This window comes from Acinetobacter guillouiae, assembly GCF_002370525.2.
GTDB classification, from domain to species: Bacteria; Pseudomonadota; Gammaproteobacteria; order Pseudomonadales; family Moraxellaceae; genus Acinetobacter; species Acinetobacter guillouiae.
Genome location: NZ_AP014630.1, coordinates 2,903,449 through 2,920,932, shown reverse-complemented (window position 1 = coordinate 2,920,932; position 17,484 = coordinate 2,903,449). Strand labels below are relative to the sequence as shown.

Here is a 17,484-nt window from a genome sequence, read left to right as displayed (position 1 = left end):
GCCTTTTTTAATGAAACAATCTTTCCTAATAAAAGCGATCTGCACTGCCGGTTTAATGGGCTTGTCTGCAGCAGCATTTGCATTACCGTCAGATCGTAATCAGCCAATCTCATTGGTTGCAGATAAAGCAACCTATAATGAAGCTGCGGGTGTAACGACATATAGCGGTAATGTCATCATTGAGCAAGGTACAATGAAGCTTCAAGCTGCTTCAATTGTGGCTCAATTGAATAAGAATAAGCAAATTAGTACCATTACTGCCACTGGCGGCCCAGCAAAGTTTCAACAACAAGTTGATACGGCAAAGGGTGTTGCTCGTGGAGAAGCACAAAAAATTATTTATAATGCCGAAACAGGTATTATTAATTTAATTGGTAATGCTTATCTATATCAAGATGGAGCAAGTATTCGCAGCAGTTCATTAAAATACAGTATGAACAAAGGTGATATTGAAGCTTCTGGTAGTTCAAATAGCACAGGTTCAGCGAAAGGACGTGTACAAATTATTATCCCGCCAAATAGTACCAAGTCTTTCCCTGGAGCGCGTGATTAATGACAGCATCGAATCAGCCTCAAGTGCTTTGTATCAAACATTTAGCAAAAGTTTATAGTAAACGTTGGGTGGTCAAAGACGTTTCATTCAGTATGCAAAGTGGACAAATTGTGGGTTTGCTTGGGCCGAATGGTGCGGGTAAAACCACCAGCTTCTATATGGTCGTTGGTTTGGTGCGAATGGATAAGGGCGAAATTCATCTTGATAATGAAGATATTTCTGATTTAGCTATGCATCAGCGTGCACGTAAAGGAATTGGTTATCTTCCACAGGAAGCTTCAATTTTCAGAAAGTTGACGATTGCTGAAAATATCATGGCTATCCTTGAAACACGTAAAGATTTAAATAAACAGCAGCGCCAACAACGCCTCAAAGAATTATTGGAAGATTTTAAAATCACCCATATTAAAGATTCTCTTGGAATGAGTGTGTCAGGTGGTGAGCGCCGTCGTGCAGAGATCGCACGAGCACTTGCAGCTGATCCAAAATTTATGCTTTTGGATGAACCTTTTGCAGGTGTCGATCCAATTTCGGTAGGTGATATTAAAGATATTATTCGCCAGTTAAAAGATCGTGGCATCGGTGTTTTGATTACCGACCATAATGTTCGTGAAACTTTAGCGATTTGTGAGCATGCTTATATTGTGAGTGAAGGTGCTGTGATTGCGGAAGGTACGCCAGAAGAAGTGTTGGCAGATGAAACCGTGCGTCAAGTGTATTTGGGTGATGATTTTACCGTATAACCACTCAGATTTTTTTAAAAGATGAAGGATCACCTTCATCTTTTTTTTGCTTTTTGTGAGGTATATTCCCCAAAAAAAGCAGTTTTGATTCAATATTTATTAATTATTATTTCATTAAAATTTAACAACATAGTTTTAATGTGATGCTTATCACAGATGAAGAAATGTGTTACATGTTTTGTTTAAAATTTAATCTAAGCTAAATTCTTAAGTTTCTATAATACCCATAAAAATTAAATGGGAATTTATTATTTTTAAGCGCTATGAATAGTATGGGGATAATATAATTTTTCGTTTTAAAAGGGTAAGACTATTAATAAAATTTAAATAAATTTATAAAAGTGATCATTGATAATGGTAGTAATGAATATAAAGCGATAATTAAATTTAATCGTAATAAATTAGTAAAATAAACAAGTAAGATTTTAATTAAATGATAATTACATCACAAAGTAATGGTTTTGAAAAAGATCAATCATTTAGCCATTATAGACAAGCACTGTTTTTTATATGTATATGTGATTTTAATATTAAAAATATACACTTGTGAAATTTATCTCACTTATTTATCTTTTTTGCATAACAGTAAATTATAAGACGGAAAAAATATTATGAAAAACATCACTATTTATGAAAAAGGAACAGCTAAGGTTCTCACTCAAGATTTAGTTAATAAACACTACTCAGTGTATAAAGTAAATCTTGATAGCGCAGAAATAGCCAAGATTGTAAAAGTTAATAATAATTTGGAGGTTTATTTAAAAAATGGAGAAAAAGTTGTTATTGATGATTTCTTTATTGGTGAAAAACCAAAAGAATTTACAATAGAAACTGCAGATGGAAAGCATTATTTACTTAATTTTCTTGAATTTGATGCAACTGGCACTGTAACTAAAATTGATTATTTAGGGATTACCGATTTTCAAGAGTATTTAGTTGGCCATCATAGTGCTGTACCTGCATGGGCATGGGTTGCAGCTGCAGCTGGGGCGATCGGAATTGCAGCAGCATCTGGGGGAAGTGGTGGTTCAAGCCATTCAGGAAGTGGTGATAAAACAGGACCAAAACTAAGCTATGATATTTTAGATAATCAGAAAATTAAAATCACTGCAGACGAAGCAAGTAAAATTACAATAGTCGATGCGAGTGGTAAAACAATTGGATCAGGACAACTAAATCAAGCAGGTGCGCTTGAAATTAATTTAACAAGACCTTTGGTTGATAATGAAAAAATTACTATTACAGCAACGGATAATGCAGGGAATAAAACAACTGAAACAATAAATGTAGGTGATGTTACAAAACCTGAAGTCGAAATAAATATTATTGATAATGATACTATTCAGGTCAATTCAAATGAACCTGGTAGTAAAGTTATAATTAAAAATGAAGCAGGACAAATAATTGCTGAGGGTGTAATTGGTCCTGATGGAAAATTAATAGTTGATTTAAATACGCCTTTAACTGACGGCAGTAAGATTATTGTTGATGTTATTGATGCAGCAGGTAATCAAACAGAAAAAGTAATTACAGTAGGTGATGTAACACCGCCAAATATTAGTACTACAATTCAAGATGCGACCCATATTCAAGTTACGTCAAATGAAACAGGTCAAGTTAAAATCACAGACGGAAATGGTAATGTAATTGGTACGGGTACAATTACAGGTAATAATACTGTTGATAATATTCAGTTAACTCGCCCACTTACAGATGGTGAAAAAGTTACGGTCACAGTGACAGATGGTGCTGGTAATCCAAAAGCGATAGAAGTTACAGCAGGTGATGTCACAAATCCACAATTCCAATCTTCGCATTTGGATAGCACGGGAACACAACTAACCCTTACCTACAGTGAAGCGCTTGATCCATTACATCCACCAGTTGCAGGCGACTTTGCAGTGACTGCAGATGGTCAGCTTGTCCCTGTAACAGGTGTTACAGTGAATGGCTCTAGTGTGGTGTTGACCTTGGGCGCACCAGTCACAGCGGGTCAAGCGGTGACGGTGGGTTATACCGACCCAACCACGGGCAATGATCCAAATGCGATTCAAGATACTGCAGGCAATGATGCAGCAACACTTCCAGCTACAGCGGTTGACAATGGTTCAACTGTGCCTGGTGGAGATACCACAGCGCCGACCTTTGTCAGTGCAACGTTAGATACAGCAGGTACATCGCTTACCTTGACCTATAGTGAAGCACTAGACTCAGCAAACTTACCACCATTAAACAGTTTCGTGGTAACCGCAGATGGTCAGGTGGTACCTGTAACAGGTGTTACCGTGAATGGCTCTAGTGTGGTGTTGACCTTGGGCGCACCAGTCACAGCAGGTCAAGCGGTGACGGTGGGTTATACCGATCCAACCACGGGCAATGATCCAAATGCGATTCAAGATACTGCAGGCAATGATGCAGCAACACTTCCAGCTACAGCGGTTGACAATGGTTCAACTGTGCCTGGTGGAGATACCACAGCGCCGACCTTTGTCAGTGCAACGTTAGATACAGCAGGTACATCGCTTACCTTGACCTATAGTGAAGCGCTAGACTCAGCAAACTTACCACCATTAAACAGTTTCGTGGTAACCGCAGATGGTCAGGTGGTACCTGTAACAGGTGTTACCGTGAATGGCTCTAGTGTGGTGTTGACCTTGGGCGCACCAGTCACAGCAGGTCAAGCGGTGACGGTGGGTTATACCGATCCAACCACGGGCAATGATCCAAATGCGATTCAAGATGCAGCTGGCAATGATGCAGCAACACTTCCAGCTACAGCGGTTGACAATGGTTCAACTGTGCCTGGTGGAGATACCACAGCGCCGACCTTTGTCAGTGCAACGTTAGATACAGCAGGTACATCGCTTACCTTGACCTATAGTGAAGCGCTAGACTCAGCAAACTTACCACCATTAAACAGTTTCGTGGTAACCGCAGATGGTCAGGTGGTACCTGTAACAGGTGTTACCGTGAATGGCTCTAGTGTGGTGTTGACCTTGGGCGCACCAGTCACAGCAGGTCAAGCGGTGACGGTGGGTTATACCGATCCAACCACGGCTAATGATCCAAATGCGATCCAAGATGCAGCTGGCAATGATGCAGCAAGCTTGCCAGCAACAGCGGTAGACAATGGTTCGATTATTCCAGGTGGAGATACTACAGCGCCTACATTTGTCAGCGCGACAGTGGATCTATCAGGGACTACATTGACCCTGACCTATAATGAAGCGCTTGATCCATTACATCCACCAGTTGCAGGCGACTTTGCAGTGACTGCAGATGGTCAGCTTGTCCCTGTAACAGGTGTTGCGGTGGTGGGCAATAACGTGGTGTTAACCTTGGGTGCACCAGTGACTTTAGGTCAAGCGGTGACGGTGGGTTATACCGATCCAACCACGGCTAATGATCCAAATGCGATTCAAGATGCAGCAGGCAATGATGCGGCAACGCTTCCAGCAACAGCGGTAGACAATGGTTCGATTATTCCAGGTGGAGATACTACAGCGCCTACATTTGTCAGCGCGACAGTGGATCTATCAGGGACTACATTGACCCTGACCTATAATGAAGCGCTTGATCCATTACATCCACCAGTTGCAGGCGACTTTGCAGTGACTGCAGATGGTCAGCTTGTCCCTGTAACAGGTGTTGCGGTGGTGGGCAATAACGTGGTGTTAACCTTGGGTGCACCAGTGACTTTAGGTCAAGCGGTGACGGTGGGTTATACCGATCCAACCACGGGTAATGATCCAAATGCGATCCAAGATGCAGCTGGCAATGATGCGGCAACCCTACCAGCAACAGCGGTAGACAATGGTTCGATTATTCCTGGTGGCGATACTACAGCGCCTACATTTGTCAGCGCGACAGTGGATCTATCGGGGACTACATTGACCCTGACCTATAATGAAGCGCTTGATCCATTACATCCACCGGTTGCAGGCGACTTTGCAGTGACTGCAGATGGTCAGCTTGTCCCTGTAACGGGTGTTGCGGTGGTGGGCAATAACGTGGTGTTAACCTTGGGTGCACCAGTGACTTTAGGTCAAGCGGTAACTGTGGGTTATACCGATCCAACCACGGCTAATGATCCAAATGCGATTCAAGATGCAGCAGGCAATGATGCGGCAACGCTTCCAGCAACAGCGGTAGACAATGGTTCGATTATTCCAGGTGGCGATACCACAGCACCGACCTTTGTCAGTGCCACAGTGGATCTATCAGGGACTACATTGACCCTGACCTATAATGAAGCGCTTGATCCATTACATCCACCAGTTGCAGGCGACTTTGCAGTGACTGCAGATGGTCAGCTTGTCCCTGTAACAGGTGTTGCGGTGGTGGGCAATAACGTGGTGTTAACCTTGGGTGCACCAGTGACTTTAGGTCAAGCGGTGACGGTGGGTTATACCGATCCAACCACGGCTAATGATCCAAATGCGATTCAAGATGCAGCAGGCAATGATGCGGCAACGCTTCCAGCAACAGCGGTAGACAATGGTTCGATTATTCCAGGTGGAGATACTACAGCGCCTACATTTGTCAGTGCCACAGTGGATCTATCGGGGACTACATTGACCCTGACCTATAATGAAGCGCTTGATCCATTACATCCACCAGTTGCAGGCGACTTTGCAGTGACTGCGGATGGTCAGCTTGTCCCTGTAACAGGTGTTGCGGTGGTGGGCAATAACGTGGTGTTAACCTTGGGTGCACCAGTGACTTTAGGTCAAGCGGTGACGGTGGGTTATACCGATCCAACCACGGCTAATGATCCAAATGCGATCCAAGATGCAGCTGGCAATGATGCGGCAACCCTACCAGCAACAGCGGTAGACAATGGTTCGATTATTCCTGGTGGCGATACTACAGCGCCTACATTTGTCAGCGCGACAGTGGATCTATCGGGGACTACATTGACCCTGACCTATAATGAAGCGCTTGATCCATTACATCCACCGGTTGCAGGCGACTTTGCAGTGACTGCAGATGGTCAGCTTGTCCCTGTAACGGGTGTTGCGGTGGTGGGCAATAACGTGGTGTTAACCTTGGGTGCACCAGTGACTTTAGGTCAAGCGGTAACTGTGGGTTATACCGATCCAACCACGGCTAATGATCCAAATGCGATTCAAGATGCAGCAGGCAATGATGCGGCAACGCTTCCAGCAACAGCGGTAGACAATGGTTCGATTATTCCAGGTGGAGATACTACAGCGCCTACATTTGTCAGCGCGACAGTGGATCTATCAGGGACTACATTGACCCTGACCTATAATGAAGCGCTTGATCCATTACATCCACCAGTTGCAGGCGACTTTGCAGTGACTGCAGATGGTCAGCTTGTCCCTGTAACGGGTGTTGCGGTGGTGGGCAATAACGTGGTGTTAACCTTGGGTGCACCAGTGACTTTAGGTCAAGCGGTGACGGTGGGTTATACCGATCCAACCACGGCTAATGATCCAAATGCGATCCAAGATGCAGCAGGCAATGATGCAGCAACACTTCCACCGACAGCGGTAGACAATGGTTCGATTATTCCAGGTGGAGATACTACAGCGCCTACATTTGTCAGTGCCACAGTGGATCTATCGGGGACTACATTGACCCTGACCTATAATGAAGCGCTTGATCCATTACATCCACCAGTTGCAGGCGACTTTGCAGTGACTGCAGATGGTCAGCTTGTCCCTGTAACGGGTGTTGTGGTGGTGGGCAATAACGTGGTGTTAACCTTGGGTGCACCAGTGACTTTAGGTCAAGCGGTGACGGTGGGTTATACCGATCCAACCACGGCTAATGATCCAAATGCGATCCAAGATGCAGCTGGCAATGATGCGGCAACGCTTCCAGCAACAGCGGTAGACAATGGTTCGATTATTCCAGGTGGCGATACTACAGCGCCTACATTTGTCAGTGCCACAGTGGATCTATCAGGGACTACATTGACCCTGACCTATAATGAAGCGCTTGATCCATTACATCCACCAGTTGCAGGCGACTTTGCAGTGACTGCAGATGGTCAGCTTGTCCCTGTAACAGGTGTTGCGGTGGTGGGCAATAACGTGGTGTTAACCTTGGGTGCACCAGTGACTTTAGGTCAAGCGGTGACGGTGGGTTATACCGATCCAACCACGGCTAATGATCCAAATGCGATTCAAGATGCAGCAGGCAATGATGCAGCAAGCTTGCCAGCAACAGCGGTAGACAATGGTTCGATTATTCCAGGTGGAGATACCACAGCACCTACATTTGTCAGTGCCACAGTGGATCTATCAGGGACTACATTGACCCTGACCTATAATGAAGCGCTTGATCCATTACATCCACCAGTTGCAGGCGACTTCGCAGTGACTGCAGATGGTCAGCTTGTCCCTGTAACGGGTGTTGCGGTGGTGGGCAATAACGTGGTGTTAACCTTGGGCGCACCAGTGACTTTAGGTCAAGCGGTGACGGTGGGTTATACCGATCCAACCACGGCTAATGATCCAAATGCGATTCAAGATGCAGCTGGCAATGATGCGGCAAGCTTGCCAGCAACAGCGGTAGACAATGGTTCGATTATTCCAGGTGGAGATACCACAGCACCTACATTTGTCAGTGCCACAGTGGATCTATCAGGGACTACATTGACCCTGACCTATAATGAAGCGCTTGATCCATTACATCCACCAGTTGCAGGCGACTTCGCAGTGACTGCAGATGGTCAGCTTGTCCCTGTAACAGGTGTTGCGGTGGTGGGCAATAACGTGGTGTTAACCTTGGGCGCACCAGTGACTTTAGGTCAAGCGGTGACGGTGGGTTATACCGATCCAACCACGGCTAATGATCCAAATGCGATTCAAGATGCAGCTGGCAATGATGCGGCAACGCTTCCAGCAACAGCGGTAGACAATGGTTCGATTATTCCTGGTGGTGATACCACAGCACCTACATTTGTCAGTGCCACAGTGGATCTATCAGGGACTACATTGACCCTGACCTATAATGAAGCGCTTGATCCATTACATCCACCAGTTGCAGGCGACTTTGCAGTGACTGCAGATGGTCAGCTTGTCCCTGTAACAGGTGTTGCGGTGGTGGGCAATAACGTGGTGTTAACCTTGGGTGCACCAGTGACTTTAGGTCAAGCGGTGACGGTGGGTTATACCGATCCAACCACGGCTAATGATCCAAATGCGATCCAAGATGCAGCAGGCAATGATGCGGCAACGCTTCCAGCAACAGCGGTAGACAATGGTTCGATTATTCCAGGTGGAGATACCACAGCACCTACATTTGTCAGCGCCACAGTGGATCTATCAGGGACTACATTGACCCTGACCTATAATGAAGCGCTTGATCCATTACATCCACCAGTTGCAGGCGACTTCGCAGTGACTGCAGATGGTCAGCTTGTCCCTGTAACGGGTGTTGCGGTGGTGGGCAATAACGTGGTGTTAACCTTGGGCGCACCAGTGACTTTAGGTCAAGCGGTGACGGTGGGTTATACCGATCCAACCACGGCTAATGATCCAAATGCGATCCAAGATGCAGCAGGCAATGATGCGGCAACGCTTCCAGCAACAGCGGTAGACAATGGTTCGATTATTCCAGGTGGCGATACTACAGCGCCTACATTTGTCAGTGCCACAGTGGATCTATCAGGGACTACATTGACCCTGACCTATAATGAAGCGCTTGATCCATTACATCCACCAGTTGCAGGCGACTTCGCAGTGACTGCAGATGGTCAGCTTGTCCCTGTAACGGGTGTTGCGGTGGTGGGCAATAACGTGGTGTTAACCTTGGGCGCACCAGTGACTTTAGGTCAAGCGGTGACGGTGGGTTATACCGATCCAACCACGGCTAATGATCCAAATGCGATTCAAGATGCAGCTGGCAATGATGCGGCAAGCTTGCCAGCAACAGCGGTAGACAATGGTTCGATTATTCCTGGTGGCGATACTACAGCGCCTACATTTGTCAGTGCGACAGTGGATCTATCAGGGACTACATTGACCCTGACCTATAATGAAGCGCTTGATCCATTACATCCACCAGTTGCAGGCGACTTCGCAGTGACTGCAGATGGTCAGCTTGTCCCTGTAACGGGTGTTGCGGTGGTGGGCAATAACGTGGTGTTAACCTTGGGCGCACCAGTGACTTTAGGTCAAGCGGTGACGGTGGGTTATACCGATCCAACCACGGCTAATGATCCAAATGCGATTCAAGATGCAGCTGGCAATGATGCGGCAAGCTTGCCAGCAACAGCGGTTGACAATGGTTCGATTATTCCTGGTGGCGATACTACAGCGCCTACATTTGTCAGTGCGACAGTGGATCTATCAGGGACTACATTGACCCTGACCTATAATGAAGCGCTTGATCCATTACATCCACCAGTTGCAGGCGACTTTGCAGTGACTGCAGATGGTCAGCTTGTCCCTGTAACGGGTGTTGCGGTGGTGGGCAATAACGTGGTGTTAACCTTGGGCGCACCAGTGACTTTAGGTCAAGCGGTGACGGTGGGTTATACCGATCCAACCACGGCTAATGATCCAAATGCGATTCAAGATGCAGCTGGCAATGATGCGGCAAGCTTGCCAGCAACAGCGGTAGACAATGGTTCGATTATTCCAGGTGGCGATACTACAGCGCCTACATTTGTCAGTGCCACAGTGGATCTATCAGGGACTACATTGACCCTGACCTATAATGAAGCGCTTGATCCATTACATCCACCAGTTGCAGGCGACTTTGCAGTGACTGCAGATGGTCAGCTTGTCCCTGTAACAGGTGTTGCGGTGGTGGGCAATAACGTGGTGTTAACCTTGGGTGCACCAGTGACTTTAGGTCAAGCGGTGACGGTGGGTTATACCGATCCAACCACGGCTAATGATCCAAATGCGATTCAAGATGCAGCAGGCAATGATGCAGCAAGCTTGCCAGCAACAGCGGTAGACAATGGTTCGATTATTCCAGGTGGAGATACCACAGCACCTACATTTGTCAGTGCGACAGTGGATCTATCAGGGACTACATTGACCCTGACCTATAATGAAGCGCTTGATCCATTACATCCACCAGTTGCAGGCGACTTCGCAGTGACTGCAGATGGTCAGCTTGTCCCTGTAACGGGTGTTGCGGTGGTGGGCAATAACGTGGTGTTAACCTTGGGCGCACCAGTGACTTTAGGTCAAGCGGTGACGGTGGGTTATACCGATCCAACCACGGCTAATGATCCAAATGCGATTCAAGATGCAGCTGGCAATGATGCGGCAAGCTTGCCAGCAACAGCGGTAGACAATGGTTCGATTATTCCTGGTGGCGATACTACAGCGCCTACATTTGTCAGTGCGACAGTGGATCTATCAGGGACTACATTGACCCTGACCTATAATGAAGCGCTTGATCCATTACATCCACCAGTTGCAGGCGACTTCGCAGTGACTGCAGATGGTCAGCTTGTCCCTGTAACGGGTGTTGCGGTGGTGGGCAATAACGTGGTGTTAACCTTGGGCGCACCAGTGACTTTAGGTCAAGCGGTGACGGTGGGTTATACCGATCCAACCACGGCTAATGATCCAAATGCGATTCAAGATGCAGCTGGCAATGATGCGGCAAGCTTGCCAGCAACAGCGGTAGACAATGGTTCGATTATTCCTGGTGGCGATACTACAGCGCCTACATTTGTCAGTGCGACAGTGGATCTATCAGGGACTACATTGACCCTGACCTATAATGAAGCGCTTGATCCATTACATCCACCAGTTGCAGGCGACTTCGCAGTGACTGCAGATGGTCAGCTTGTCCCTGTAACGGGTGTTGCGGTGGTGGGCAATAACGTGGTGTTAACCTTGGGCGCACCAGTGACTTTAGGTCAAGCGGTGACGGTGGGTTATACCGATCCAACCACGGCTAATGATCCAAATGCGATTCAAGATGCAGCTGGCAATGATGCGGCAACGCTTCCAGCAACAGCGGTAGACAATGGTTCGATTATTCCTGGTGGCGATACTACAGCGCCTACATTTGTCAGTGCGACAGTGGATCTATCAGGGACTACATTGACCCTGACCTATAATGAAGCGCTTGATCCATTACATCCACCAGTTGCAGGCGACTTCGCAGTGACTGCAGATGGTCAGCTTGTCCCTGTAACAGGTGTTGCGGTGGTGGGCAATAACGTGGTGTTAACCTTGGGTGCACCAGTGACTTTAGGTCAAGCGGTGACGGTGGGTTATACCGATCCAACCACGGCTAATGATCCAAATGCGATTCAAGATGCAGCTGGCAATGATGCGGCAACGCTTCCAGCAACAGCGGTAGACAATGGTTCGATTATTCCTGGTGGCGATACTACAGCGCCTACATTTGTCAGTGCCACAGTGGATCTATCAGGGACTACATTGACCCTGACCTATAATGAAGCGCTTGATCCATTACATCCACCAGTTGCAGGCGACTTTGCAGTGACTACAGATGGTCAGCTTGTCCCTGTAACGGGTGTTGCGGTGGTGGGCAATAACGTGGTGTTAACCTTGGGTGCACCAGTGACTTTAGGTCAAGCGGTGACGGTGGGTTATACCGATCCAACCACGGCTAATGATCCAAATGCGATCCAAGATGCAGCCGGCAATGATGCGGCAACGCTTCCAGCAACAGCGGTAGACAATGGTTCAGTTGTTCTTCCGCCACTTAATGCTGTAAATGATGAGTTTGCATTAAATCTAGGTCAAGAAGTTCGTGTAAACCGTACAGAAGTTGCGGGTTCAGATATCGCAGTTGTTGATCTCTTAGGGAATAATGCTACTGGTCTAGATTTCTCAATTCCACAAACGACAGGAAGTGCAGGTAAGGCAACGACTGGTAATATTTCGGTCACAGTTTCGCAACAAGACCTGATTTCGGTCGGTGAGGCTGTTCAGATTGTTATTTATCAGCAAACTGCCAATGGACCAGTGGAGGTTGCACGTGGTAGTAGCCAAGGTGGAATTGTCACAGTTGGTGGTATTGGAATCATTGGTGTCGTGAATAGTAACGACTCAATTAAACTTGATTTCACTAATTTACCTGAAGGTAATTATACAGTTGCAGTTAAAGCAGATGATAGTGCTCTAACGACTTTACTCAAAGATGTTGCTATTAGTGATCTTGGAGGCGAAGGAGAAATTCTGGGGGCTTCAAATGCAGCAGCTATCGGAGTAGCAATTAATGCAGTACTTGGCCCAGTATTGGGTGCTCCAATTCTCGCTTTAGTCAATACAATCTTAATCCCTGTTAATACAATCGGTTTACCACTTTCAAGTGTAGTGAACCAGTTACTAGATGTATTACCAATTGGAGTAATTGATTATATTGTTAATGCTGCGGTTGCTCCTCTATTATCAAACTTATTAACGATTTATGAAAAAACAAATATTAGCGTAACGGGAACTGAAGAAGTTTTTGCTAACTATGCATTAACAGGCAATGTTTTTGCTGATAATGGCAATGGACAAGATGTAGTCAGTGGTGGTTCGATCATTGAAATAGATGGTACGTCTGTTACATCAGGTACTGTTACGATTCAAGGAGAGTATGGAAGCCTTGAAATTAATACTCTAACAGGAGCCTTTACCTATACGGTGACAGCCGGAGAAGCAGCTCTTGGAAAAACTGAAATATTTGATTATAAGCTGTCGAATGGAACAACATCTGACACAGCTCAAATCATTATTAATATTGCAGGAACGCCAGCAGACCCAGGTGAATTAACACCACCAGATCATGTTGATCAGGTTGTTGCTCATGATGACCTTGCAACTGTTAAAATTATCATGAATCCGTGGGTGATGATGTTGGTGTACATGGCAGAGCTTCACAATTATTGGGCGTAAATTTACTTGGATTAAATATCTCTTTAGGAAATACCGTACCATTTAATTTTGAAGTTGAAGAAAACAGCACGTCAAGTATTCATGTCAATGTAAGCGGTAGTGTTGTAAGTGCTGCGATAGGCGGTCTTATTGGTGCTTTATTAGGCACGGCAGATAAGTTTTTCAATGCTGTACTTGAACGTCAATATGTGGATGAAAATGGTGTAATACAAAAAGAACACTTCATCGTGGAAGATGCTGTAAAGCTAACTCCACCTGGATTGTTAGGCATTATCTTTAATTATTCTGGTCAGATTAATTTAGATAATTTGCCACCAGGCGTTTATACCATCGCACTGCAAGAGAAACCAACAGATTCTGGTTTATTACAACAAATCTTGAATTTATTGGATTCGACAGCATCTGCCCAGTTATTTGGTGGTGTTGAACTAACCATGCAAGACCAAACCAATAAATATTTAGGTTCAAGTACCATAGAAGGAAATGTAATTACAAGTGTGGATGGTGCAGACGAAGTAAATACAACAACATTTGTCACTAAAGTGGCCAATGAAGTGGGGGATCCAGCAGTCACATTATCAGGTGCAAACACAGTTTTAGTTGGTGCTTACGGAACACTTTATATTTCTCCAAACGGACATTATAAATATGTAAGTAATGGTAATCCTGCTGATATTGGTAAGGTAGATACATTTACCTATACGATCAGGGACTTTAATGGTAGTGAAGCCTCTGCACATTTGAATATCCGTATCGATGGTGATAACTCTGGCGTGGTTTGGGATAATACAAATCCTCAAAATGATGTTTCTCTTCCAGCCCCAATCATTCTAGACAATGCAGAGCATGTCGCTATTGGTGCTGTAACGAATGTAGTGCAAACAGTAAGTGCAGCCAATCAAGGTACATTTAATGTTACAGCTGGTATATTTGGTTTAGGTGGTAGTGGTACTTATACTGCGACAACATTTGATATTGCGAATACTGATACTGCAAAAGTACAAATTAAAGTTAATGTGCCAGCACTTTCAATTTCAGTATTGCCAACCTTTGTTTTAACAATCAAGAATGCAAGTGGTGTAATTGTCGGTACAAAAACAGGTACGCCTTTACTCAATGCACTAGGAAGTTCATTGACTGTAGATATTGATAATTTACCGCCAGGTAAATATACAATCGAAGCATCTGCATCAGGTAATACAGGTCTTGGATTTACTGCTACAGTGAGCCTAGCGCAAGATATTACTCACTATAATGAAATTGGCCCAGTAACCGCAGCTCCAATTATTGGCAACATGTTGACAGATGATACTTATAATCCATCTTATGCAAAATTCAGTATTGATACGGGGAGTGGCCACTTTGTTGAAGTGGGATATAACGGCGTAACTGTACAAGGTGAATATGGCAGTCTGTTTGTTAAAAGTGATGGAAGCTATGTGTATACACCGAGTGCAGGCGTAATTGGTCGTCAAGAAGTATTCGATTACAAACTCTCTGTTTTTGGTCAAGATCATATAGCATCTCTTACAGTAACTGTTGATGCAATAACGACTGGTGATGCTCTACGTAATACACTGATTAGCGGTGAACTGAATGATACCTTTACAGGTCATGCTGGTTCAGATGTACTTGTATATCATGTATTAGAAAGTGCAAGTGCAAGTGGTGGAAATGGTGTTGATCATTGGACAGACTTCCATTCTGGAAATGTGAACACTGATACGAATGCAGACATCATTGATATTTCTGATTTACTGATTGGTTTTAACAGTGCAAATATCACAGCTGATTTAACAGCATCGGCAAACTATTTGAAAAACTATCTCGGTGTAAGAGTTGATGGTAATAATGTCACACTCACCCTAGATCGTGACGGTGCTGGAACTACATACACCGGAAAAACGGATCTACTCCAATTGGATAATTTGGCGCAATCAGGTGCTGCATTTAACGGTAAAACTGAAGATGATATCTTGAAACTCTTGCTTCAAAATCATCAGCTTGTCCTGTAATTTAGTGAGTGAATAGAAAAAACCCTAAGTTCGCTTAGGGTTTTTTATTGTCCAATGTATTTTAAAAGCACGTTATAATGGCAATATATTGAGTTTGAATGTTTTATTTTCATGATGGTTTATACACTTGTATCCGAAACGATTTTTGAGGAAGATATTAAAAAGAGTCGATTTCAAGCCATTGCAGCGCCTGTTGAAAATGAACAGCAAGTTAAAATGTTTCTGGAAAAACATTTAGATCTAACAACAACACATCAATGCTGGGCATGGAAAATAGGTCATAATGTTCGTTTTAATGACGATGGTGAACCTTCAGGTACAGCAGGTCGCCCGATCCTTGCGACCATTGAGGGAAATGATTTAACCAATGCAATTGTATTGGTCAATCGCTGGTATGGTGGCATCAAGTTGGGTACAGGTGGTTTAGTTCGTGCCTATGGTGGCTGTGCAGGGCAATGTTTGCTTTTGGCTGAAAAAATAGAACTGATTGAAAAGAAGAAAATTTATTTTCAATGCCAATTCAGCGAATGGTCAATTTTTCAGTATGAATTAAATACCCAAGGTATTGAATATACAGAACAATATACTGCTGATGGGGTTGAAGTTGAGGCATTATTACAAATAGATCAAATTGATCCACTTAAGTTAAAAATTCAAGATGTAACGCGTGGGCGTGAGCAACTTAAATTGTTGGAAGACGTTGATGATTGAACAAGACCCATTATTGAAATATCGTGAACAACATAAGCATCGCTTAAATTATATGCCGTGGCTGTATTATTCACTTAAACCGAAAAATCGAGTTTGGGCGGAGCAGTGGCAGCAGCAGTATCAAGCGTATTTGATGGCAATGGAAACTGTTGAAATAGGTCAAAATTGTTTTATTTCACCATTGGCGCATATTTTTGCTGAGCCTGGTCGGAAAATTGTCATTGGGGATAATACTTTTATTGCAGCGGATTGTACCTTGCATGGACCGTTAGAGATTGGTAATGAAGTCGCGATCAACCATCATTGTATTTTGGATGGGGGTAAAGTCGGTATTAAATTGCATGATCAAGTTCGTATAGCCGCCTATTGTCATCTTTATGCTTTTGATCATGGGATGGATTTGAATATTCCTGTTTATCAACAAGCTGTGACTTCCAAAGGTATTGAAATTGGTCAGGATGTTTGGTTGGGCGCGCATGTTGGTGTGAAAGATGGTGTAAAAATTGCTTCACATGCGGTGATTGGAATGAATAGTATGGTCACTAAAAATGTAGCTGAACGAGAAATTGTGGCAGGGAACCCAGCGCGTTTTATTCGTTATCGTGAATGAACGCACAGTTTGTACAAATACATAATTAAATTATGGAATTAATTACATAAAGTTGTCCAAACTTATAAAAACTTATGCTAATTTAAAATAATATAGACCCAAAGCTGTAAAGCTAAAGCGAGGTTAAAATGAACAGAGTAGTGGCTTGTATTGACTCTTCTCCGTGCATCAATGCATTGGCAGAAGCAGCCGCATGGATTGCTCAAAAAACTGGTCGTGAACTGGTTTTATTGCAAGTATTGGATTATTACCCTGCAAGTTATCATTTAGGGGAAATTAGTGGGGTAATTGGCTTTGAAAGTAATGCGATGTTACTTAAAGAGCTGGCTGAACTTGAACAAAAGCAAAGTGAGTTAGCACTGGATTACAGTAACAATTTACTCAAGCATATTTCTGAAATGATTCAAGAAAAATACAATATCACACCAATTCAAATTCAAGCCAAAGGTGATTTTCTCGAACAAAGCTTCAATGAATTGACAGAAGATGATATCGCTGTCATCGGTCGAGTAGGTGAGCGTTCAGCTGAGAAGAATAAAATACTGGGCAGTAATGTTGAAAACTTTATTCGTGGAACCAAAAGTACCGTATTAACTGTTGGACAAACATTTAAACCACCTACACGGTTTATTTTTGCTTATGAGCTTTCAGAAACATGTCAAAAAATGCTAAAACGTGTTGAAAAAAGTGATTTGCTTAAACTTTTACAATGCCATTTACTTTATGTCGGTGATCATCCTGAAATTCTCAATGAGCCTGCGCAACGTTTAAAAGATGCAGGTTTAGATGTGGTGGTAGAGTACCGTTATGGTGATGTTGCTGAAAATATTTTGGATTATCAAGATCAGCATCAAATTCAATTGATTGTTCTAGGTGCATTTAGTCATAGTAAAATTCATCAATTCTTTTTGGGTAGTGTAACGACCACTATTTTCAGAAACGCTGCAGTTCCATTGTTGGTTGCAAAATAAGTTTGATTTGAAGATAAAAGACA

The 17,484-nt window shown here is 44.1% G+C and carries 7 protein-coding genes; all 7 read left to right on the top strand.

The features are described 5' to 3' along the window. Positions 1-10 precede the first annotated feature (10 nt). The 7 genes from lptA to AS4_RS13495 all read left to right on the top strand — a co-directional run bounded on the left by lptA (position 11) and on the right by AS4_RS13495 (position 17,461). Positions 11-553, top strand: a complete 543-nt coding sequence (gene lptA, locus AS4_RS13585; RefSeq protein WP_227548077.1) for a lipopolysaccharide transport periplasmic protein LptA — start codon at positions 11-13, stop codon at positions 551-553. Then, positions 553-1,296, top strand: a complete 744-nt coding sequence (lptB, locus tag AS4_RS13580; protein ID WP_004724336.1) for an LPS export ABC transporter ATP-binding protein — start codon at positions 553-555, stop codon at positions 1,294-1,296. The genes lptA and lptB overlap by 1 nt, the downstream gene beginning before the upstream one ends. Positions 1,297-1,907: 611 nt before the next feature. Then, on the top strand, positions 1,908-13,154 hold the full coding sequence (locus AS4_RS22045; RefSeq protein WP_227548076.1) for a SwmB domain-containing protein: 11,247 nt from the start codon (positions 1,908-1,910) through the stop codon (positions 13,152-13,154). After that, positions 13,103-15,169: a type I secretion C-terminal target domain-containing protein gene (locus AS4_RS22040; RefSeq protein WP_227548075.1), complete on the top strand. Its 2,067-nt coding sequence runs from the start codon at positions 13,103-13,105 to the stop codon at positions 15,167-15,169. The genes AS4_RS22045 and AS4_RS22040 overlap by 52 nt, the downstream gene beginning before the upstream one ends. Positions 15,170-15,283: 114 nt before the next feature. After that, the gene (locus AS4_RS13505) at positions 15,284-15,880 is read left to right on the top strand and encodes an IMPACT family protein (RefSeq protein ID WP_096735531.1); all 597 of its coding nucleotides are present in this window, start codon (positions 15,284-15,286) and stop codon (positions 15,878-15,880) included. Further along, positions 15,873-16,490 carry an acyltransferase gene (locus AS4_RS13500; protein WP_096734469.1) on the top strand — a complete coding sequence of 206 codons (618 nt, stop codon included), beginning with the start codon at positions 15,873-15,875 and terminating at the stop codon, positions 16,488-16,490. The genes AS4_RS13505 and AS4_RS13500 overlap by 8 nt, the downstream gene beginning before the upstream one ends. Before the next feature lie 128 nt (positions 16,491-16,618). Then, positions 16,619-17,461 (top strand): universal stress protein, encoded by an 843-nt coding sequence (locus tag AS4_RS13495; RefSeq protein WP_004719212.1) that lies wholly within the window; start codon positions 16,619-16,621, stop codon positions 17,459-17,461. Positions 17,462-17,484 lie beyond the last annotated feature (23 nt).